Annotated in this window: 18 protein-coding genes; 11 read left to right on the top strand and 7 right to left on the bottom strand. The window is 66.2% G+C overall.

What is annotated here, in order from left to right:
* Positions 1–28 precede the first annotated feature (28 nt).
* On the top strand, positions 29–886 hold the full coding sequence (locus CUJ90_RS27035) for a polysaccharide deacetylase family protein (RefSeq protein WP_083082940.1): 858 nt from the start codon (positions 29–31) through the stop codon (positions 884–886).
* A gap of 129 nt (positions 887–1015) precedes the next feature.
* Here the strand turns inward: CUJ90_RS27035 and CUJ90_RS27030 are convergent, their stop codons facing one another.
* Entirely contained in the window at positions 1016–2047 is a 1032-nt protein-coding gene (locus CUJ90_RS27030; RefSeq protein ID WP_114164253.1) for a hypothetical protein, read from the bottom strand.
* 393 nt (positions 2048–2440) lie between these two features.
* Between CUJ90_RS27030 and motA the strand changes: the two genes are divergently transcribed.
* The 3 genes from motA (at position 2441) to CUJ90_RS27015 (ending at position 4751) form a co-directional block, all read left to right on the top strand.
* Entirely contained in the window at positions 2441–3322 is an 882-nt protein-coding gene (gene motA / locus CUJ90_RS27025) for a flagellar motor stator protein MotA (RefSeq protein ID WP_073427260.1), read from the top strand.
* A 13-nt stretch (positions 3323–3335) separates the two neighbouring features.
* Entirely contained in the window at positions 3336–4316 is a 981-nt protein-coding gene (gene motB / locus CUJ90_RS27020) for a flagellar motor protein MotB (RefSeq protein ID WP_083082942.1), read from the top strand.
* Positions 4317–4481: 165 nt separating this feature from the next.
* On the top strand, positions 4482–4751 hold the full coding sequence (locus tag CUJ90_RS27015) for a CsbD family protein (RefSeq protein ID WP_073427258.1): 270 nt from the start codon (positions 4482–4484) through the stop codon (positions 4749–4751).
* A 68-nt stretch (positions 4752–4819) separates the two neighbouring features.
* Here the strand turns inward: CUJ90_RS27015 and CUJ90_RS27010 are convergent, their stop codons facing one another.
* From CUJ90_RS27010 to CUJ90_RS27000, 3 genes are all read right to left on the bottom strand, one after another.
* The gene (locus CUJ90_RS27010; protein ID WP_083082943.1) at positions 4820–5629 is read right to left on the bottom strand and encodes an exodeoxyribonuclease III; all 810 of its coding nucleotides are present in this window, start codon (positions 5627–5629) and stop codon (positions 4820–4822) included.
* Between the two features lie 24 nt (positions 5630–5653).
* Positions 5654–5872 (bottom strand): hypothetical protein, encoded by a 219-nt coding sequence (locus CUJ90_RS27005; RefSeq protein WP_073427257.1) that lies wholly within the window; start codon positions 5870–5872, stop codon positions 5654–5656.
* A 125-nt stretch (positions 5873–5997) separates the two neighbouring features.
* Complete coding sequence (locus CUJ90_RS27000) at positions 5998–8121, bottom strand: D-(-)-3-hydroxybutyrate oligomer hydrolase (protein WP_083081286.1); 2124 nt, start codon at positions 8119–8121, stop codon at positions 5998–6000.
* A gap of 142 nt (positions 8122–8263) precedes the next feature.
* On the opposite strand from CUJ90_RS27000, the gene CUJ90_RS26995 reads away from it, so the two are divergent.
* The 6 genes from CUJ90_RS26995 (at position 8264) to CUJ90_RS32935 (ending at position 14039) form a co-directional block, all read left to right on the top strand.
* On the top strand, positions 8264–9001 hold the full coding sequence (locus CUJ90_RS26995) for a 2Fe-2S iron-sulfur cluster-binding protein (protein WP_073427255.1): 738 nt from the start codon (positions 8264–8266) through the stop codon (positions 8999–9001).
* Positions 9002–9014: 13 nt separating this feature from the next.
* A complete protein-coding gene (locus tag CUJ90_RS26990) occupies positions 9015–10016 on the top strand; it encodes an FAD binding domain-containing protein (protein ID WP_073427254.1) in 1002 nt (333 codons plus the stop codon).
* Positions 10013–12235: a xanthine dehydrogenase family protein molybdopterin-binding subunit gene (locus CUJ90_RS26985; protein ID WP_073427253.1), complete on the top strand. Its 2223-nt coding sequence runs from the start codon at positions 10013–10015 to the stop codon at positions 12233–12235. Before CUJ90_RS26990 ends, CUJ90_RS26985 begins: the two co-directional genes overlap by 4 nt.
* Positions 12236–12310: 75 nt before the next feature.
* Positions 12311–12898 (top strand): nucleotidyltransferase family protein, encoded by a 588-nt coding sequence (locus CUJ90_RS26980; RefSeq protein ID WP_073427252.1) that lies wholly within the window; start codon positions 12311–12313, stop codon positions 12896–12898.
* 186 nt (positions 12899–13084) lie between these two features.
* Positions 13085–13789, top strand: a complete 705-nt coding sequence (locus tag CUJ90_RS26975) for a PIG-L family deacetylase (RefSeq protein WP_073427251.1) — start codon at positions 13085–13087, stop codon at positions 13787–13789.
* 97 nt (positions 13790–13886) lie between these two features.
* A complete protein-coding gene (locus tag CUJ90_RS32935) occupies positions 13887–14039 on the top strand; it encodes a hypothetical protein (protein ID WP_167363266.1) in 153 nt (50 codons plus the stop codon).
* A gap of 105 nt (positions 14040–14144) precedes the next feature.
* Here CUJ90_RS32935 and CUJ90_RS26970 read toward each other — a convergent pair whose 3' ends face one another.
* The 3 genes from CUJ90_RS26970 to aepX are packed head-to-tail and all read right to left on the bottom strand — an operon-like array spanning position 14145 to position 18117.
* On the bottom strand, positions 14145–15212 hold the full coding sequence (locus CUJ90_RS26970; protein ID WP_114164252.1) for a 2-aminoethylphosphonate aminotransferase: 1068 nt from the start codon (positions 15210–15212) through the stop codon (positions 14145–14147).
* Positions 15213–15223: 11 nt separating this feature from the next.
* Positions 15224–16390 carry a phosphonopyruvate decarboxylase gene (gene aepY, locus CUJ90_RS26965; RefSeq protein ID WP_114164251.1) on the bottom strand — a complete coding sequence of 389 codons (1167 nt, stop codon included), beginning with the start codon at positions 16388–16390 and terminating at the stop codon, positions 15224–15226.
* Complete coding sequence (gene aepX / locus CUJ90_RS26960) at positions 16387–18117, bottom strand: phosphoenolpyruvate mutase (RefSeq protein ID WP_083081290.1); 1731 nt, start codon at positions 18115–18117, stop codon at positions 16387–16389. Before aepX ends, aepY begins: the two co-directional genes overlap by 4 nt.
* A 599-nt stretch (positions 18118–18716) precedes the next feature.
* On the opposite strand from aepX, the gene CUJ90_RS26955 reads away from it, so the two are divergent.
* A complete protein-coding gene (locus tag CUJ90_RS26955; protein ID WP_114164250.1) occupies positions 18717–20258 on the top strand; it encodes a methyl-accepting chemotaxis protein in 1542 nt (513 codons plus the stop codon).
* The last annotated feature ends 169 nt before the right edge of the window (positions 20259–20427 follow it).

Below are 20427 nucleotides of genomic sequence, written 5' to 3'. Positions count from 1 at the left end.
GGAAGAAGGAAGACAGGAAGCACGCTTCATGAAAGACCTATCGACACCGCCGCCTGCCGGAGAGGCCACGCCGCCGCGCCGCTGGCCGAACACCGGCTATCCCGCGATGCTCACGGCCACCGCCGCATGGCATGTGTTCGTGCTGGCCGGATGGCTGCTCGCGCCTGCCGCGTGGCCGTGGTGGCTGGCCGCGATCTTCGTCAATCACGCGATTTTCACGGTGGCCGGCTTGCTGCCGCGCACCTCGCTGCTGGGCCCGAACTGGACGCGCCTGCCCGCCGACGCACGCAACGCGGACGCGATCGCACTGACCATCGACGACGGCCCCGATCCCGCCGTCACGCCGCAAGTGCTCGATCTGCTCGACACGTTCGGCGTGCGCGCCACGTTCTTCTGCATCGGCGAGAACGCGCGGCGCCATCCCGAACTCACGCGCGAGATCGTCGCGCGCGGCCATGCGCTGGAGAACCATTCGCAGGTTCACGTACACACGTTTTCGGTGACGTTGCCGGGCGCGCTCACGCGTGAAATCGACGCCGCGCAGCGTACCCTGGAGGAACTGGGCGGCGCGCGGCCGATGTTCTTCCGCGCGCCGGCCGGCTTGCGCAACATCTTTCTCGAACCCGTGTTGCGCAAGCTCGATCTGCGGCTCGCCTCATGGACGCGGCGCGGCTACGACACGCGCGAGCGCGATCCGCAAGTAGTGACGCGGCGGCTCATCGACGGCCTTGCGCCACGCGACATCCTGCTGCTGCACGACGGCAACGCCGCGCTCACCGTCGAGGGCAAGCCGCTGATTCTCGCGGTGCTGCCGCGTGTGATCGACGCGGCCCGCAAGCAAGGTCTGCGCTTCGTCACATTGCGCGAGGCGCGCATCGACGGCTGATCGTGCCTCGCGCGGGCTTCAACCGCTCGAGCCTCGACCGGCGGTTCGAAAAATCGCGCCGCGCGCCTCACGCCCACGCCCACGCCCACGCCCACGCCCACGCCCACGCCCACGCCCACGCCCACGCCGTCACCAACGGTAGCCCACTCCGCCGAAAATCACATCCGAGTCGCGGTCGTAACGGGTCAGCACGCGATTCCAGGCGAGCCGTGCCTCCCAGTGATCGGTCAGACGATACGCGCCCGCGACCGTCACGAGGCCGGAGAACGTGCCGGCCCCCGAGCCCGAGTCCAGGCTGTGCTCGTTCGCATTGCCGTTGATCGCGTAGTACACGCCGAGGCCGGCCGCCAGCGTGACCTTGTCGTCGAGGAATGCGCGGGTGGCCCACAACTGGCTCGTCATGCCGTCGCGGCGCGTCTCCCGGCTGCTGCCTTCGTGAAGATAGCCGACCGTCACGTCGAGATACTTCGCGAGGCCGCGCCGGTATTCGATCGCGCCGCCCAGCGCGGTCGGCGAATCGCTCGAGTTGATGATGGTTTGGCCCAGGTAGACGGCCACTTCGTTATGCGTGACCGGGTGGGCGCTGTCGCTTGCCCCGTCGCTTGCCCTCTCGCGCGGACCGGGCGTGGCCGGCGCATCGAGCTGATAGCCGACGCCCATCATCACGCCGGCCGAGTCCGGCCCGCGCTGCACGTGCACGCGATTCAACTGAAGTTGCGTGATCCACCGGTTCGACGCGTAGTACGCGGCGCGCACGCTATACACGACGCCCCAGCCGTGCGTGTCGGCATAATTTCCGCCTTGCTCGGCGGTGGTCGTATCGAAGTAACGGTAGGGGCCGATGCCCGCCTGCAGCACGAATCGCGGGCTGCCCACGGGAATGCGCCCCCATAGCTGGATGGTCTGGCCGTCGCGGTGATGGCCTGGGATGTGGCCTTCGTTGAGCCATGTGAAGCTGGCGGCGAAGTAGCGCCCCAAGCCTTCCTGATAGTTCAGCGCCCAGGTGTAGGTGTTGGTGCTGCCCGCGCGCGAGCCGCCGCCGAACAGCGAGAATTCCTGCGCGAGACCGACCGTGGATACGGACAACAACAGGAAACCGGCAATGGAGCGCGCTGCGTTGAACCCGCGCCTACAGTGAACAGCGCGATTGAGATGTCGCATGCTGCCTGCCTCTGTGGGTAAGCCCTTTATCGCCACAGGCCGTGTATGGCTGCCGGCCTTTTATTCGACAACTCACCGGTGTGCCGCCCGAGTGCGGACACCGGCCGGAACCGGCCATCGTTGAACACTGCCTGTCATGCTAGCAGACCTGCCGCGGCAACGTTGCAGCCGCAACGACGGCATCGCAACGGGCAAAGCACACGGGCAAAATTACCGGCAGCCGGTTCAAAAGCCAATCGTCCGGCGAATTTCTTCTTTCGTTCACGCCCGCACTTCAGCCGGCGCGAATCCCGCCGTTTACCAATACATACGGAACCTTACGACGCACCGGCCAACCCTCGAAAAAAGGGGTGCGCCATTCGACGTGCGTCGCCCAAGTCAAACGGAGAGAGTATGTTCGTCGCAATCGGCTGGATCCTCGTGCTGGGGTCCGTCCTGGGCAGTTTTCTAGGCGTGGGCGGGCATTTGCCGGCGCTCATTCAGCCGTTCGAATTGCTCTGCATTTTCGGCGCGGCGATCGGTGCGTTCGTCGTGAGCAATCCGACTTCCACGCTGAAGAAAACCCTCAAGGCGATCCCTTCATGCTTCAAGGGCGGCGGCTATACCAAGGCGAAATACCTTGAACTGATCGCGCTGCTCTACGAACTGCTTCAGAAGGCGCGCAAGGAGGGCATGATGTCGCTCGAAGCCGACGTCAACGCCCCGGAAGAAAGCGTGATCTTCCAGAAGTATCCGCAGATTCTCGGCGACCATCATCTGCTCGACTTCATCGTCGACTATCTGCGCATGATGTCCGGCGGCAACGTCAACGTGCTCGAAGTGCAGGACCTGATCGACGAGGAACTGGCCACGCATCACGCGGAAGCGTCGATCGCGGCCAACGCGATCCAGAAAATGGCCGACGGCCTGCCCGCCTTCGGCATCGTCGCCGCGGTCATGGGCGTGGTTCACACGATGGGTTCGGTCGGCGCGCCGCCCGCCGTGCTCGGCGAAATGATCGCCGGCGCATTGGTCGGCACGTTTCTCGGCATTCTTCTCGCGTATGGCTTCATCGGCCCGCTCGCCGACCTGCTCAATGCGAAGGCCCGCGCGGAAGCCAAACCGTATCAGTGCGTGAAGGCCGTGCTGCTCGCGTCGCTCTCGGGCTACGCGCCGCCGGTGGCCGTCGAATTCGGCCGCAAGGTGCTGTTCACCGCGGACCGTCCGAGCTTCCAGGAACTCGACGACGCCGTGCGCGCCACCAAGACGCCGAAGCCGGCATCGGCCTCGGCCTGACCGGAGCGGCATGATGAGCGACAGAAAATCGCGCGGCTCGCAGGGCGAGACGCCGGCCCCGGTGATCGTGCGCCGCTCGAGGAAAGGCGGCGACCACGGCGCGCATCACGGCGGCGCATGGAAAATCGCCTACGCCGACTTCGTCACCGCGATGATGGCGTTCTTTCTGCTGATGTGGCTGCTCGGCTCCACGTCGAAGTACGACAAGCAGGGCATCGAGGATTACTTCAACACCCCGCTGTCGGCCATGCTCGGCGGCAACGACAGCACGGCCGCGGCGCGTCCCAGCGTGGTGCAAGGCGGCGGCCGCGACGTCTCCGATACGCGGCCCGGCGACGGCAAGAAAAGCCAGATCGAGCCGCCGGCCACGGCCGCGCCGACCGTGTCGCCCGCCGACGCGGCCCGCCTGCAGCAACTGAAGGCGAAGCTCACCGCGTTGATCGAGCAGAGCCCCACGCTGAAGTCGTTCAAGGACCAGATCCGCATTTCGATCACGAACGAAGGGCTGCGCATCGAGATCGTCGATTCGCAGAACCGGCCGATGTTTCCGTCCGGCAGTTCGAAGCTGCAACCGTACGCGGTGACGATCCTCACGCAGATCGGCGCGGCGCTCAACGACGTGGAGAACCGCGTTTCGATTGCCGGCCATACGGACGCGGTGATGTTCGCCGCGGGCCCGGAAGGCTATTCGAACTGGGAGTTGTCGTCCGAACGCGCGAACGCCGCGCGCCGCGCGCTGGTGGCCGGCGGCATGCATGCGGACAAGGTGCTGCAAGTGCGCGGGCTGGCGGACGTGCTGCCGCTGAACAGCCGCGTCACGGACGAACCGACTAACCGGCGCATCAGCATCCTCGTGCTGAACAAGGCCGCGGAGCTGGCGTTCTTCCACGACGGCGGACGCACCGCGATCGACGACAGCGTGCCGGCGAGTTCAGCCATTCCCACGGTGGCCGGGCGCTTGCAGCCGGTGAGCTTCACCCGCCGCTCGCCGTAGTCTTTTGCCGGCGTCCAGTTGTTCGCGGCTCCTCGGGCGCGCTTCTTGCGCCCTGTCCGGTGGACGTAAGCCGCCCTTTTTGCCGGGCGGCCTGCGCGAACCTTGGTGTGGCGGCGTTGCAATTGCGACGAGTTCACACGTAAATATGACAACGGGAGCAAACGTATGGACACCAATTCAGCACAAGGCGCGGTGAAGGAAGCCGCGGGCAAGGTTCAAGGCGCGGCCGGCGAGATGCTCGGCGACACACGCGAGCAGATGGCGGGCAAGGCCCGCGAATTGAGCGGCAAGGCGCAGCAGCTTTGCGCGAATACCACCAGTCTGTTACGCGAAACCACGGCTGAAAGCCCGTTCACCACGCTCGCGGTGGTCGCGCTCGCCGGTTTCGTGGCCGGCGCGCTGTGGTCGCACGGCGGCTCGCGGCGCGACTATTAGTCTCCTGGTCTCGCCGCTATTCGGCGGCTTCGATGAACGCCGGGCGGTCCGCCGTGAGCGATCGCCCGTCAGCCGTTTTTCCTGCGGCGCGCCGCGCCCATCTCCAGTTCCACCCACGCCGGCGCATGATCGCTCGCATGCGGCTCGCCGCGCACCCAGCGGTCGACGCCCGCATCGCGCAAACGCGGCGCGAGGTCCGCGCTCAGCAGAATGTGGTCGATCCGCAAGCCGGAGTTGGTGTCCCAATGACGGCGGAAATAATCCCAGAAGGTGTAGACGCGCTCGTCGCCGAAATGCGTGCGCAGCGCGTCGGTCCAGCCTTGCGCGAGCAGGCGCCGATAACGCTCGCGGCTTTCGGGTTGCAGCAGCGCATCCTTCAGCCATGAACGCGGATTGTAGATGTCCTCGTCGGTGGGCACGACGTTGAAGTCGCCGGCCAGCACCACCGGATGGCCGCTCCTGAACAGCTTCGCCGCATGCGCGATCAGATGGTCGAACCATGCGAGCTTGTAGTCGAACTTGGGGCCCGGTTGCGGATTGCCGTTCGGCAGATACAGGCAGCACACCAGCACGCCGCCCACGGCCGCTTCCAGATAGCGGCTGTGCGTGTCCTCCTCGAAACCGGGCAGGCCGCGGCGGCTTTCATGCGGGGCCTCTCCCTTCGACAGAATCGCCACGCCGTTCCACGCGCTCTGTCCTTGCCAGATGGCGCTATAGCCCGCTTCGCGCAGCGGCTCGACGGGAAACGCGCTGTCGAGCGCCTTGAGTTCCTGCAGGCACACGATGTCGGGTGCCTCCCGCTCGAGCCATTGCAATAGCGCCGGCAAGCGCGAACGGATTCCGTTGATGTTGAAAGTTGCAATTCGGAGCTTCGCCACGGCGTGTTCTCCCTGCAAGGCGATCTAGGCTGCCGCCGTATCGCACCACTCCATCGCCCATGACTTCGCGCAGGAAATGGCATCGGCTTCGTTCGAAAAGGCGTCGATGTCGCCAGAATCGTGCGAGCGGCAATGCCCGTTATCTTGCGGAACGTGCGTGATGCGGGCTCTCGCGTAGTAGTAGCCGTCTTCCGCATGGCGGGCGCGGCAGTCGATGTGGAAATGCCGGTAGTCGAACTGCATTCGCTCTCCTCTGAACGCGCTTGACCTCGTCAGCGGTAGCATCGCTTGTTCCTGGCCGTGCCTGGTCGTGCCTGAGCGGCCCGCGTCTCGCGCGCTGAAAGCGCGCCGCCGCGGGCCTCGCCCACTCAGTTCGGCACGTTCACCGCGCCATTGGCGACCGTGATCGCATTGGCGGCCGGGGTGGCCGCGATCGCCGGCAAGTTGGCCGTGGTGAGCGGCGGCGCGGCGCCGGCGGTGCCGCCGCGCGGCACCGTGTGAATCACCTGCGACGGCGGCAGCGGCGTGCCGCTCTTCAGATGACTCCACATCAGATTGAGCGCCTGAATATCGTAGTAGTGCAGCGGCACGAAGCGCGTATCGAAGCCGGCCACGCCGAGAAACGCATCGAAATGCTGGGCGTTCGTCACTTCATAGAACGACAGCTTGCTCGCGCCGCCTTCGGTCAACTGATTGAGCCCGAGGTACGGACGCGATGCGTGGTTGATCGGCACGAGCGCATCGGCGCGACCCTGCACGATGATCGCGGGCTTGCCGTGCAGATTGGCGTTGACGCGCACCGCCTCCACGCTGTTGGTCAACGTGCCGTTGGTCCACAGCGTACGCAGGCAGGCCGCGCCGGCGTAGCTGGCGTCGGCGGTCGCGAGCCGATGATCCGCGGCTCCCGTCGCCCCCGCGTTGAAGACGAGATTGACGCCGTTGGTGGGCGGCACGCCGTTGCCGTTGCCGAATACCGTGAGCATCGGCGAGACCGCCGGCGTCACGCCGGCCGCACCCGTCGAACTGGTGGTGCCTAAGCTGAAGTTGCAGAGGTTGTCCGTGACGCTCGAACGCGCGTACGCGTTCGCATAGGTCACGGCGACGGCCGGCACCGCTTGCGAATCCCACATCGGCGCTTGCAGCACATCGGAGTCGGTCTGATAGCCGTTCTGATGCAGCAGCGCGAGCGCGTTGGTCGCCTGGGTCGCCACGTCGCTGCCGGTGATGATGCCGGCGCTCGCCAGCGACGCGCATCGCGCGCTGCGAATCGCATTGGTCGTGGCCAGCGGCAGCGCGCTCAGATAGGGCGCGCCGGTTGCGGCCGGCGCGAGCGCCGCGCACGGCTGCAAGGTGTTGGCGAGCGTGGTGTAGTCGGCGAGCGGCTTGCCGATCGCCCCGACCGGCGCGCCGCCCTGCGTGACCGACACCGAGGCGGGCAGTCGCAAGTTGATCTGCGGTTCGCCGACCACGACCGCGGTGATCAGGCCGGACGTATCCTGCTCGGCCGCCGCGAGCGACGCGCCCCCGCCATTGCTCACCGACGCCGCGATGGTCGTGATGCTGCCGCTCGCATAACGCACCGTGTGCGCCGAGCCGTTGAGCGGACCATACGAATCGTTGAGCGCCCAATAGGCGAACTGGATGGCTTGCAGCGTGTTCTTGCCCCAGTCCTGCTCCGGGTTCTGCTGCGAATGCGCATGCTTGAACGCATAGCGATTCGGGAACTGGCTATTGAACGTGGCCAGATCGACATTGCCGAGGTTCGCCGTGAAAAGGCTCGCCTTGCCCGCGGCGCCCGCGTCCGCGAGCGTGCCGTCGATCAAGGTGACGCGGTTGGTCGACAGTTCATGCGCGCCGTTGCCGCCGCCCTTGTCGGTATAGGCCACCGCGCAGCCGCGTTTGAGGCCCCACTCGCCGGCCGCGGAAATCGCGCCGTATACGCCCCGCGAACCGGATGACGTCGCCGTGACGATGCACGGCTGATCCGCATTGAAGCTCGCCGGTATCTGCACGAGCATGCTGACGTTCTGCTTGCCGCTGCCGTCGTCGGCGAATGCGAGGTATTCCTTGCCGGCGATCTTGCCTTCGCCTAGCGTGTCGTTGCCGTTCAGGTCGACATTGGGTCCCCAGAAGCGTCCATAACCGCCGTTCGCCGTCATGTCGACGAGCGCGCGATAGTTCGACCAGATCGCAAGCCGCCGCAGCTCGGCGGCGCTCGGCTGCGCCGGGTTGGCGATGGCCGGCGCGGTGGCCGACGCGAGGCCGGTCTTGCCGAGGCCCGCTGTCAGCAGATCGTCGGCGTTGCCGTCGTAGGATTGGGTTTTCACCGCGCTCTTGATGAAGCTCGGCAAGACGTTGGCTTGCGGAGGCTTGACGTCGTCGTCACCGCTGTGGCAAGCGGTCAGAACGATAACGGCCGCCACGCCCGTGGCGATCGCCCGCGCCGGTGAGCCGGACTGTAGCGCCGGCGTGACTCTTTTTCGTGAAGTCATCTTTGCTGTCTCCGTGATTTTTTCATACGGTTGAAGACGCAACGGCACCGAACATGCTACCTGCCGTGTGTCGGATCGCGCGCGTCGGATACCGGCGCATCGCCAGCGTGCATGCACCTTTGAATGGAGTCAACTGAACGTCATGTCTTCGAATAAGGAATGTCAGGATTCGGGCGACAAGAACGCCACCCCACGTCGACCCGCGCGACGCCGCTTTCTGCAATCGGCTGCCGCGGCCGCCACGGTCGGTGCGGCGCCGCACCTTCGCGCGCAAGATCAATCGCCGTCCGCACCGCCCGCGCAAGCTCGCGACGCCGTACCGCCGCGCCCGGTCACGTTGACGATCAACGGCCGCGCTTATGCGCTACGACTCGAACCGCGCGTGACCCTGCTCGATGCGCTGCGTGAATACGCGGGCCTGATGGGCACCAAGAAAGGTTGCGACCGCGGGCAGTGCGGCGCCTGCACCGTGCTCGCCGACGGCCGCCGCATCAACTCGTGCCTGACGCTCGCCGTCATGCATGAAGGCCAGAACATCACGACGGTCGAGGGGCTCGCCGCCAACGGCGCGCTGAGTCCGATGCAGCGCGCCTTCATCGAACACGATGCTTTCCAGTGCGGTTACTGCACACCGGGTCAGTTATGTTCCGCGACGGCCCTGCTGAGCGAATTCCGCGACGGCGCGGCCAGCACCGTGACGGCCGATGTGCGCCGCCGCCCAGCTCAATTTTCCGACGACGAGATTCGCGAGCGCATGAGCGGCAATATTTGCCGTTGCGGCGCCTACGCGAACATCGTCGCCGCGGTGCGCGCGGTGCATGAAGGCGGTAGCCAGAGCGGCAGCGCCGCGAGCGATGGCAACGGCACCGGCAACGCCTGACGGAGCGACCAGCATGGATGCAATCTCTTACGAACGCGCCGGCGATATCGCCGGCGCGGTGCGCGCGGTTCAGCAACCCGGCGCGGTGTTCATCGGCGGCGGCACGAATCTGCTCGATCTGATGAAGGGCGGCGTGACGCGGCCCGTGCGGCTCATCGATATCACGCATATTCGCGGACTCGATACGATCACGACGCTCCCCGACGGCGGCATCCGCATCGGCGCGCTCGTGCGCAACAGCGATGCGGCGAATCATGCGCTGGTGCGCGAGCAATACCCGCTGTTGTCGCAAGCATTTCTGGCGGGCGCATCGGCGCAACTGCGCAATATGGCGACGGTCGGCGGAAATCTGCTGCAACGAACCCGCTGCGGCTACTTTTACGACACCGCCTTCACGCAATGCAATAAACGCACGCCCGGCAGCGGGTGCGCCGCGCTCGACGGCCACAATCGCACGCACGCGATTCTCGGCGCGAGTGCGCAATGCATCGCCGTGAACCCGTCGGATATGAGCGTGGCGCTTGCCGCGCTCGATGCGGTGGTGCGCGTGAGCGGCCCGGCAGGCGAGCGGACCATTGCGTTCGCCGATTTTCACCGGCTCCCCGGCGATCGGCCCGAGCTCGACACCACCTTGCAGCCCGGTGAATTGATTACCGCGGTGGATCTGCCGCCAGCGCTCTTCAGCGCGCGTTCGCATTACCTGAAAGTGCGCGACCGGGCCAGTTATGCGTTCGCGCTCGTCTCGGTCGCCGCCGCCTTGCAGATGGACGGCGAGCGCGTGAAGACCGCGCGTATCGCCTTGGGCGGCGTCGCGCATAAACCGTGGCGCGCGAGCGCCGCCGAACAGATGCTCGACGGCCGGCCGCTCACGCAAGCGACGCTGCGAGACGCCGCCGCCGCCGCGCTGCGCGATGCGCGGCCCCAACACGACAACCGTTTCAAGGTGCAGCTCGCGCAACGCGCGATCGTGCGCGCGGTGAACCAGGCCGCTGGCCGTGCCGGAGGTGTCGCATGAATCTGATCGGACAACCGTTCGACCGCACCGACGGTCTGCTCAAGGTAACCGGCGAGGCGCGCTATGCCGGCGAGTTTCCCGAGGCGCGTCTCGCGCATGCGGTGCTCGTCACCAGCACGATCGCGTGCGGCACGATTGCGTCGATCGACGCGGCCCGCGCGCAGGCGCTGCCCGGCGTGCTGCTCGTGATGACGTATCAGAACGCGCCGCGCCTGCCGAACGGCGGCAAGCCCGCGTTGGCGCCGCCGGCCGGCCGCCGCCTCTCGCTGCTGCAGGACAACGAGGTTCACTACAACAACGAGCCAGTCGCGGTGGTGGTCGCGGACACGCTCGAACAGGCGACCGACGCCGCGCGTCAGTTGCGCATCGCTTACCAGGCGAGCCCGGCGATGCTCGATTTCACGCGGGCCAAGTCGAACAGCCATGCGCCGGACAAGCCGCAAGGCCGGCAGACCGATACGCGGCGCGGCAGCTTCGAGGACGGCATGCGCGGCGCGGCGGTGCACGTCGACGTGACCTACACCACGCCGATCGAGCATCACAATCCGATGGAACCGCACGCGACGATGGCGCGCTGGGACGGCCCGCAACTCACGCTCTACGATTCGACGCAAGGCGTGAGCGGCGCGGCGCAGGCGGTCGCCAAAACGTTCGGCATCGCGCCCGGCGACGTGCGCGTGATCTCGCCGTTCGTCGGCGGCGGGTTCGGTTGCAAGGGCTCGTCGTGGTCGCATGTGTCGTTGTGCGCGATGGCGGCGAAGCAGACGGGACGCCCGGTGCGGCTCGTGCTGCAACGGCCGCAGATGTTCGGCCCGGTCGGCGCGCGTCCGCGAACCGAGCAGCACCTGGTGCTCGCCGCGCGGCGCGACGGCACGCTGACCGCGATGCGCCACGACAGCATCTCGAACACGTCGACGATCGAGGATTGGACCGAGACCTGCTGCATGGTCACGCGCATGCTGTACGCGGTGCCTAATCAGATCACCACGCACCGGCTCGTGCAGTTGAACCTCGGCACGCCGACCTTCATGCGCGCCCCCGGCGAAACGACCGGCTCGTTCGCGCTCGAATCGGCCATGGACGAACTCGCGGCGGCGTTGAACATGGACCCGCTCGCGCTGCGCATGAAGAATCACGCCGACGCCGATCCGCAGGAAAACAAGCCGTGGTCGGGCAAATCCTTGCGCGAGTGTTACCAGATCGGCGCGCAGAAGTTCGGCTGGTCGCGGCGCAGCGGCGCGCCCCGCTCGATGCGTAACGGCAATACGCTGATCGGCATGGGCATGGCGACCGCCACGTATCCGGCCAACCGCAGCGAAGCCGCGGCGATTGCGCGGATTCTGCCGGACGGCACCGCGATGGTCGCCTCCGGCACGCAGGACATCGGCACCGGCACCTACACCGTGATGACCCAGGTGGCCGCCGACGCGCTCGGCTTCGCGCCCGAAAGCATCCGCTTCGCGCTCGGCGATTCGTCGCTGCCTCGCGCGCCGGTGTCGGGCGGCTCGCAATCGGCGGCGAGCGTATCGCCGGCCGTGCGCGACGCCGCGAGCCAGGCGCGCAGCCAGTTGATCGCACTGGCGCTCGCGGATCAGGCCTCGCCCGTGCACGGCCTCGCGCTCGACGACGTCACCGTGGAAAACGGCTGGGTGATGAGCCGCTCACAGCCGGCGAAGCGCGATCCGGCGGCGGCGATCATCGCGCGCTCGGGCGGCAAGCCGATCGAGGCGGCCTCGAGCGTCAAGCCCGGCGACGAGAAGCAGAAGTACTCGTTTCACTCGTTCGGCGCGGTATTCGTCGAGGTTCACGTCGACGCGGATCTCGGCACGATCCGCGTGCCGCGGGTCGTCGCCGTCTACGACGTGGGCCGCGTGCTCAACGAGAAGACCGCGCGCAGCCAGATGCTGGGCGGCATCGTGTGGGGCGTGGGGGCCGCGTTGCAGGAGGAAAGCTCGCTCGATACGCGCACTGGACGCTTCACCAACGCGAATCTCGCGGAGTACCACGTGCCGGTGAACGCGGATATCGGCTCCCTCGACATTACCTTCATTGACCGGCCGGATCCGTATATCAACTCGCTCGGCGTGCGCGGCATCGGTGAGATCGGCATTACGGGCGTGCCGGCGGCGATTGCGAATGCGGTGTTTCACGCGACCGGCGTGCGCGTGCGCGATTTGCCGATCACGCTCGATAAGGTGATGGGGCAGGTGCGGGTTTGAAGGGATGCTTTCGCGCTTGCCTCGTCATGCGTTGCAACGCACAATCGGTTTCATCCTTTCTCCCGGTGCCCGCTCATGGCCTATGCCTCGCTCGCCACTGGCGTGTTGCTCGCCGCCGGTCTCGGCTCGCGCTTCGACCCGGACGGCATGCACAACAAGCTGCTCGCGCGCATGCGCGACGGCACGCCGGTCGCGCATGAAGCCGCGCATCGGCTGCTCGCGGTCGTGCCGCGCGTGGTGGCCGTGGTGCGGCCCGGCTCGGACGCCCTTGCGCGCCTGCTGAACGACGCCGGCTGCGAGGTGGTGTTCGCCCCGGCCGCCGAGCGCGGCATGGGCGCGAGCCTCGCCGCGGGCATCGAGGCGAGCGACGACGCCGAAGGCTGGATCGTCGCGCTCGCCGACATGCCGCGCATCGCCGTGACGACGATCGAAGCGCTCGCGCGTGCGCTGGATGGCGGCGCGTCGCTGGTCGCGCCGTTTTACGAGGGGCAACGCGGGCATCCGGTCGGCTTCGGCGTCGCGCACCGCGATGCGCTGCTGAAGCTCGACGGCGACGCGGGCGCGCGCTCCCTGTTGATGTCGCAGCATGTCACGCGGCTGGACGTCGACGATCCGGGCATCTTGCGCGATGTCGATACGCCGGAAGATTTGCGCAACGTGTAGGCGGCGTGGCCGCGATGCTGGTGCGCAGACGACTGCCGGCAGCCCGGCGCGCCCAGGCATGCGCCTTGCGCTCATCAGATGTTGCGCAAGCCGTCCCGATTCCGCCTAAGCTGAGGTGACATCGCGATTTGCGCCCACGCTTACGCCTCGAATGCGGCCCCGCGCGTTCGACACCACCACACGTCCATGAGCGAAACCAGCCGACGCCTCTTCATCGTCTCGCCCCATTTCGACGACGCCGTCTTCAGTTGCGGCGCGTTGCTCGCCGCGCATCCCGACGCGGCGGTCTGCACGGTGTTCGCCGCGCCGCCCGAGCAGCAGATGCATACCGAATGGGATGAAAAGTCGGGCTTCGCGAACGCGCATCAGGCCATTCACGAACGCACGCTCGAAGACAACCGCGCGCTCGAGCTACTCGACGCGATTCCGTTGCGCATGCCGTTTCGCGACGCCCAGTATTCGGACTCGCCGTCGATCAGCAGGATGGCGGCGGCGCTGGAGGAAACCATCTATCGCTCGACCGCGAACACCTTGCTGATGCCGCTCGGCCTGTATCACGACGACCACGTGCGGGTGTTCGAAGCCTGCTGCGAAATCCTGCCGCGCCTGTCGCATCTGACGTGGTTCGGCTATGAGGAAGCGATTCACCGGCGCACGCCCGGCGTCGTGCAGGCGCGGCTCGCCGATCTCGCGCAGCGCGGCATCGTCGCGACGCCGGCGCATCCGAGCGCGGGGCACACCATCGACGTTCAGCGCCGCGCGCTGCTCAAACGCGAAGCGGTGCTCGCCTACGAAAGCCAGTTGCGTGCGTTCGGCGCGGGCAATTACGACGACGTGTTCGCCACCGAGCGTTACTGGCAGTTGAGCGTGGGCCGCCGCTTGAAAAAGTAGGCGGCGCCATGCACGCCGGATCGCCTACGATTGAAGGAAATGGCCGGCGCGCATTTCATCGCCGGCCACGCCTTCTTTTCCACTCACAGGTGGTGCAATGAGCTACGACATGCATACCAGCCCGATTCCCGATCCCAACGCCGATCCGACCCGCGACCCGGAAGCCGATCCGCTCGTGCCGCCGTCGCCGGGGCATCACACCGATGAGCCGCAGCAGCCCGAGGGACCGCCGGACAAAGACCCGGTATGAGGATTGGCGCCGCGGTGGGCTTGACGCATGAATTGGCGCGAGGCCGAAGCGTGAATCGGCGCCGAGCCGAAAGCGGCCCGGCGCCTGAACCCGAGCCGCCCCCGATCAGCGCATGAGATCGGTAAAGCCCTGCAACAGCCGGTCGATGTCGGCGGCGTGGAGGTTGCCCATCGTCGAGATGCGGAACAGTTCCGCCGACAGCCCGCCCTGCCCCGCATAGATGACGAAGCCGCGCGCCTTGAGCGCGTCGTGCAGTTGCGGATACGACACGCCGGCCGGCAAGCGATACGCGCGCAGCACCACCGACGATTGCTCCGCCGGCAACACGCTGCCGATACCCCGCTCGGCGAGACCCGCGCGCGTCTGCTCGGCGAGCGCGGCATAGCGCGCGTGACGCGCGTGCCAGCCGCCTTCGTCGGCCAGTTCGCGCAACGCCTCGACGAGCGCGTAGTACGCATGCACCGACGGCGTGAACGGCGTGTTGTGCTGATCCTGCAAACGCGCGAGACGCCCGAGGTCCAGGTAGTACGTGCGGCTCGCCGCCTGCGCAAGCGCGGCGCGCCGCACCAGCACGAACGACGCGCCCGGCACGCCGTGCAGGCATTTGTTCGCCGTCGCCGCGACCGCGTCGAGGCTCACGTCCGCGAAATCGATCGCTTCCGCGCCGAAGCTGCTGACGCCGTCCACCAGCAAACGCAGACCGCGTGCGCGGCACAGCGCGGCGAGCGCCGGCAGATCGTTCAGGCGGCCGGTGGTGGTTTCGTGATGGATCACGGCGAGGTGCGTGAACGCCTTGTCGGCGTCGAGCCGTTCGGCGATTTTCGCGAGATCCGGCGCCTGCATCCAGTCGTGCTTCAGCGATTCATGCGCGATGCCGTATTGCGTGGCGATCTGCGCAATGCGTTCGCCGTACACGCCGTTTTCCACCACCAGCAGCTTGCCGTTTTGCGGCACCAGCGCGGCGGTCATGCTCTCGACGGCGGCCGTGCCGGAGCCGGTCATCAACACCGCCTGCCATTCGCTCGCGTTCAGACCGTACAGATCGACCAGACGCGTGCGGGCTTCTTCCTGCAAGTCGAAAAACTCGCTTTCGCGGTGGCACAGGTCCGTCTGCAGCAGGCTGTTGCGAACGCGTTCGGTGAGCGTCACCGGGCCGGGATTGAGCAGCAGCATTCGCGGACTCCTTAAGCGGCGCCGATGTGGCGCATCAGGCGCGTTTTCACATCGGGCGGGGTGATGGTGGGACGCGGCAGGCCGTCGGGCGTGCCGCGGCGAATCGCGAGACGCGCGAAGCGCGGGCCGTGCGGCGCCGGTGCCGCGTCGAACAACTCGTCGATCACGCTCGGGTCGTCGCTTTCAATCGCCGACGCATAACCGCACGCCGCCGCCACTCCCGCAAACGAAACTTGCGACGATACCGTCGCCTGACCGCCGGTCGAGTCGTGCGCGCCGTTGTCGAGCAGCACGTGCGTGAGATTCGACGGGCCGTACGCGCCGAGCGTCGCGAACGCGCCCATGCGCATGAGCGCCGCGCCGTCGCCGTCGAGCGCGACCACGTGCAGGTCGGGACGCGCGAGCGCGAGGCCCAGCGCGAACGGCGTCACGCAGCCCATCGAGCCGACCATGTACAACTGGTTCGGACGGTCGTCGATCGCATACAGCTCGCGGCCGCAAAAGCCGGTCGACGCCAGCACCACCGTCGATTCGAGCGGCGTATGCGCGATAACCTTCTTCAACGCCTCGTGACGTGAAGCCAATTCGCTCGCGGCCACGTTCCTGAACTGCGAACGCGCCGCCGCCGGCACGCGGCGCGTGCCCGCGCCAGCGTCTTTCAACTCGTACGGCGCCACGCTGCCCTTTTGCATGACGAGCGCGTACGGGCGGCCGGTTTCATTCATATGCGCGATGGCGCGATCGAGCGCCGGGCCGATCGCGTCGGCCTCGGTCGGGAACGTCTCCCAGGGAATCTCCATCGTCTCCAGCATCGCGGGCGTGACCGGGCCCATCAGCGCGTGCTGCGGTTCGTCGGCGACGCCGGGCTGGCCGCGCCACGTGACGATCAGCAATTGCGGCAAACGGAAGGTCCAAGTGAGCGAGGTCAACGGGCTCACCGCGTTGCCGAGCCCGGAGTTCTGCATCATCGTGATGCCGCGCCGGCCGTTGCGTGCGCCGAGCGTGACGCCCGCGATCAGCGCGACCGCGTCGCCCTCGTTCGCCGCCGACACGTAGTGCAGCGATTCGTCCTGCAACACGTAATTGATGAACGGCGTCAGATACGAACACGGCACGCCCGCATACCAGTCGAAGCCGCGTTCGCGCGCCGCCTCGACGAACTGTGCCGCCTCGATCATTGCGCGGCTCCGCCGGTTGCGTCCGCGGCCTTGTTGCCCGCCGTTGCCGCGAACGGCGCTTGCGCATGCGCGAAATCGCCGGCGCGACGGAAGTCTTCCAGGTCGTTCACACCGCGCCAGTGGCCGTGCACGTATTGCACTTCGATCGATTCACCGGCTTCGATCAGCGCGTTCAGCAGCGCGGGCATGTCGAGCGAATCGAAATCCGGACGCGCCTGCAACTGGCCGAGCACCGCTTGCAAACGCTCGCGCCCTTCGCCGCGCACGTTCAACAACCCCACCCAACGGCCGTGCGGCGTTTGCGAGGCGATCGCGGACGAAGCCTCCTGCCCGCTCGACACATGACGCAGCGTGACCTTGTTGCCGAACAGGCCGCGGTCGTCGGCCGCCGAGCACCATGCAAAATCGCGCACGCTGGCGTTTTCCGCGTCGGTCAGCGACGAATCCACCACCACGCTGAACGCCGCTTCGCTCTCCACGAGGTCGCGCAGGATATAGCTGCGGAACAGCAGGTCGCCGTAGGAGATCACGGTGTCGCCCGCGAGTTTGTCGCCCTGGACCGCGCAAGCGAGCGACGCCAGTTCGCCGGTTTGCGCATGCCGTTCGTTGACGACCAGCTTGATGCCCGCCGTGTCGATCGCGTCCGCGCGATAACCGCCGACCACCGTGATGTCGTTTACACCCTGCTTCTTGAACGCATCGACGAGCCAGCGCAGCAGCGGTTTGCCGGCGATCGGCAGCATGACCTTCGGACGGTCCTCGGTGACGGCTTCGAGGCCCGCGCCGCGGCTCGCCGCGAGCACCACCGCCGAACCGGCCGCGCGGCCGCTCGTCAGATAGCGGTCTTCGGCTTCCGAGTATTCGTCGGCGTCTTGCAGGCGGAAAATTTCGTTGACGGCGGCAATGCTGTCCTCGACGTTCACGAGCGTCTGGCTCGAATGAATTTCCTTGGCGACGGCCTGCATTGCCGAGGTGGCCGCGCGAATCAGGTGATTCGCCCAGATCACGGTGCTGATGCCGGCTTCGCGGAATACCTCGGTGGGCGTGCTGTAGTACTTGGTCGGCACGATCACGAGCGGACCGCGGCCGGCCCATTCGCGCGCGAACTCCAGGATTTCGTCGGGACGCGAGAGCTTGCTGTGAATCAGGATCGCGTCCGCGCCGGCGCGGCGATAGGCTTCCGCGCGACGCAGCGCTTCGTCCATGCCCCAACCGGCGATCAACGCCTCGACGCGCGCGACGATCGAAAAGTTTTCGTCCGACTGCGAGTCCTTGCCGGCCTTGATCTTGCCGCAGAACTCGTCCATGTCGGCGAGCGGCTGCGCTTCGCCGTTGATGAAGCTATTGGTCTTGGGAAATTGCTTGTCCTCGATACACACGCCGGCGATGCCGCGCTGTTCGAGTTTGCGCACCAGACGGCGCACGTTGTTGAAGTTGCCGTAGCCGGTGTCGCCGTCGAGCAGAATCGGCAGGTCGCTGGCGTCGGCCATGAATTCGAGGTTGTCGACGACTTGCGTCCAGCTTGCTTCGTTATTGTCGCGTACGCCGAATTGCGCGGAGATGGCGAGGCCGGAGCCCCAGATGGCTTTAAAGCCGGCTTCGCGGACAATGCGCGCGGAGAGGCCGTTGTGCGCCTCCATCATGAATTCGAGTTCGTTGCTGACCAGCATCTGGCGCAGGCGCGCGCTGCGGGAAGCGGAAACGAATGCGGGTTCGCGGGCGTTCATGTTCTGTTCTCTCCTGTGGCGGGCTTATTGGTGCTGTTTTTTGCCCGGCTGTCGGCCGGAAAATGGCGACTATAGCGGAATTTTTATTTATTTGTCTTTTTGATGACAGAGCGCATGTTCCGTTGCGCTTACGTGGAAAACTGTGTCGTTTTTTGCGCCCGTGCGGTGACCCGGACGGTGCCCCGGACTTTGGGTTTTGTTGGCGTTTTGTGGAGACTTGATGCAAGCCGCGCCCGTCCTCCGATTAAGGGTTTGTCCATTCATCCTTTTTTGGCGGGCGAATTATTCGCCCATTTCCAATATCGCATTTAATTCGCGGTTTTCATTAACTTTTCAATGCGCTGGCGCCCGTGACCTGAAACCCGAAAATCCCGGACCAACCCGCGCCAAGCGGAAAAAACGTATAACCGCCAATGCGTTCAATACCGGAAAAGCGCCAATTTATTCAGACGAATAAAAACGCGAAACAGCGGGTTTCCCCTCACTGCGGATAGCAGGCCATTACGCCGTAAACAGAGTGAGCGACAAACCATCCGCGGCCAGCGAACACGCGGAGCCGACCTCTGACCGACCACTGTGCGAAAGCAAAACCCATCGCTATGACTCTGAACAAAAAACTCGCTTCCATGATCGCCATCCTCTGGATCGGCCTGATTCTGATCGGCGGCTTCGGCGCATGGCAAAGCCGCGCCTCGATGATCGCGGACCGCCGCGATCAGTTGACCGCGTTGATCGACCAGGCCAACCACATCGTGGCCCGCTACCACACGCTCGCCCAACAGCACGCGATGTCGGAGGAAGACGCGAAAAAACAGGCGCTCGAAACACTCGCGTCGATGCGCTACGGCAAGGACGGCTACATCTCCATCAACGACTCGCAGCCCGTCATGCTGATGCACCCGTTCAAGAAGGAGATGATCGGCAAGAACCTCGCGCAATTCGCCGATCCGGCGGGCAACCATCTGTTCGTCGACATCGTCAAGGCGGGCAATCACGATGGCGGCGGCTTCGTCGATTACCTGTGGTCGAAGCCGGGCAGCGACCAGCCGGTGGCGAAAACCAGCTACTCGTTGCATTTCACGCCGTGGGACTGGTATCTCGTCACCGGCATGTACATGGACGACGTGCAGCGCGCGTTTTATGCGAATCTGCTGCGCTGGCTTCTCATCACCGTCACGCTCGGCGCGATCGCCACCGCCGCGATGCTGCTGGTGTTGCGCAGCATCCGCCGCTCGCTCGGCGGCGATCTCGAAGTCGCCGTGGAAGCCGCGCAACTGATGGCGCGCGGCAATCTCGCGGCACGCGTGCCGGTCGCGCCGGGCGACACGCAAAGTCTGCTGCATGCGCTGAGCACGATGCAGGCCGGTCTGGTCGACACCGTTTCGCGCGTGCGCCTGGGCACGGAAAACATCAACATCGGCGCGACCGAAATCGCCGCCGGCAACACCGATCTCTCGCAACGCACCGAGGAACAGGCGGCCGCGCTCGTCCAAACCGCGTCGAGCATGGACCAGATGACGGTCAACGTGAAGCAGAACGCGGACAGCGCGCAGCAAGCGTCGCAGCTCGCCGGTCAGGCCGCCGATGTCGCCACGCGCGGCAGCCGCGTGGTCGACGACGTGGTCCGCACGATGGGCGAGATCACCAGCAGCTCGCGGCAGATCGGCGACATCATCGGCGTGATCGACGGCATCGCCTTCCAGACCAACATTCTCGCGCTCAACGCGGCCGTGGAAGCGGCGCGCGCGGGCGAACAGGGGCGCGGCTTCGCCGTGGTCGCCGCCGAAGTGCGCAGCCTCGCGCAGCGCTCGGCCACGGCGGCGAAGGAAATCAAGGCGTTGATCGAGACCTCGACGCATACCGTGGAGGCCGGCGCGTCGCTGGTGTCCAACGCCGGCTCGACGATGGGCGAGATCGTGCAGTCGGTGCGCCGCGTCAACGAAATCCTCGAGGAAATCAGCAACGCGTCGCGCGAGCAGAGCGCGGGCATCGAACAGGTCAATCGCGCCGTCGGCGAAATGGATCAGGTCACCCAGCAGAATGCCGCGCTGGTCGAGCAGGCCGCCGCCGCGGCTCATTCGCTGAAGGATCAGGTGGGCGTGCTGCGCGAGGCGATTTCGAGCTTTGCGCTGCCGGCTTGAGGATAAATTTGGACGCTGACGGAGGTTAGCGGAAGCGCAAAGAAAGAAGGCGCTCGACAGCAGGGAGCGCCTCTTTAACACGCCGCGTCGGAGTTGACGCATTAATCGAACGAACGAGCCGCGCGGATTTTCAAGTCCGCGCGGCTTTTTTCATGCTGCTTGGGCGTGC

This window comes from Paraburkholderia terricola (assembly GCF_003330825.1).
GTDB classification, from domain to species: Bacteria; Pseudomonadota; Gammaproteobacteria; order Burkholderiales; family Burkholderiaceae; genus Paraburkholderia; species Paraburkholderia terricola.
This window is presented reverse-complemented; position numbering and strand designations above follow the sequence as displayed.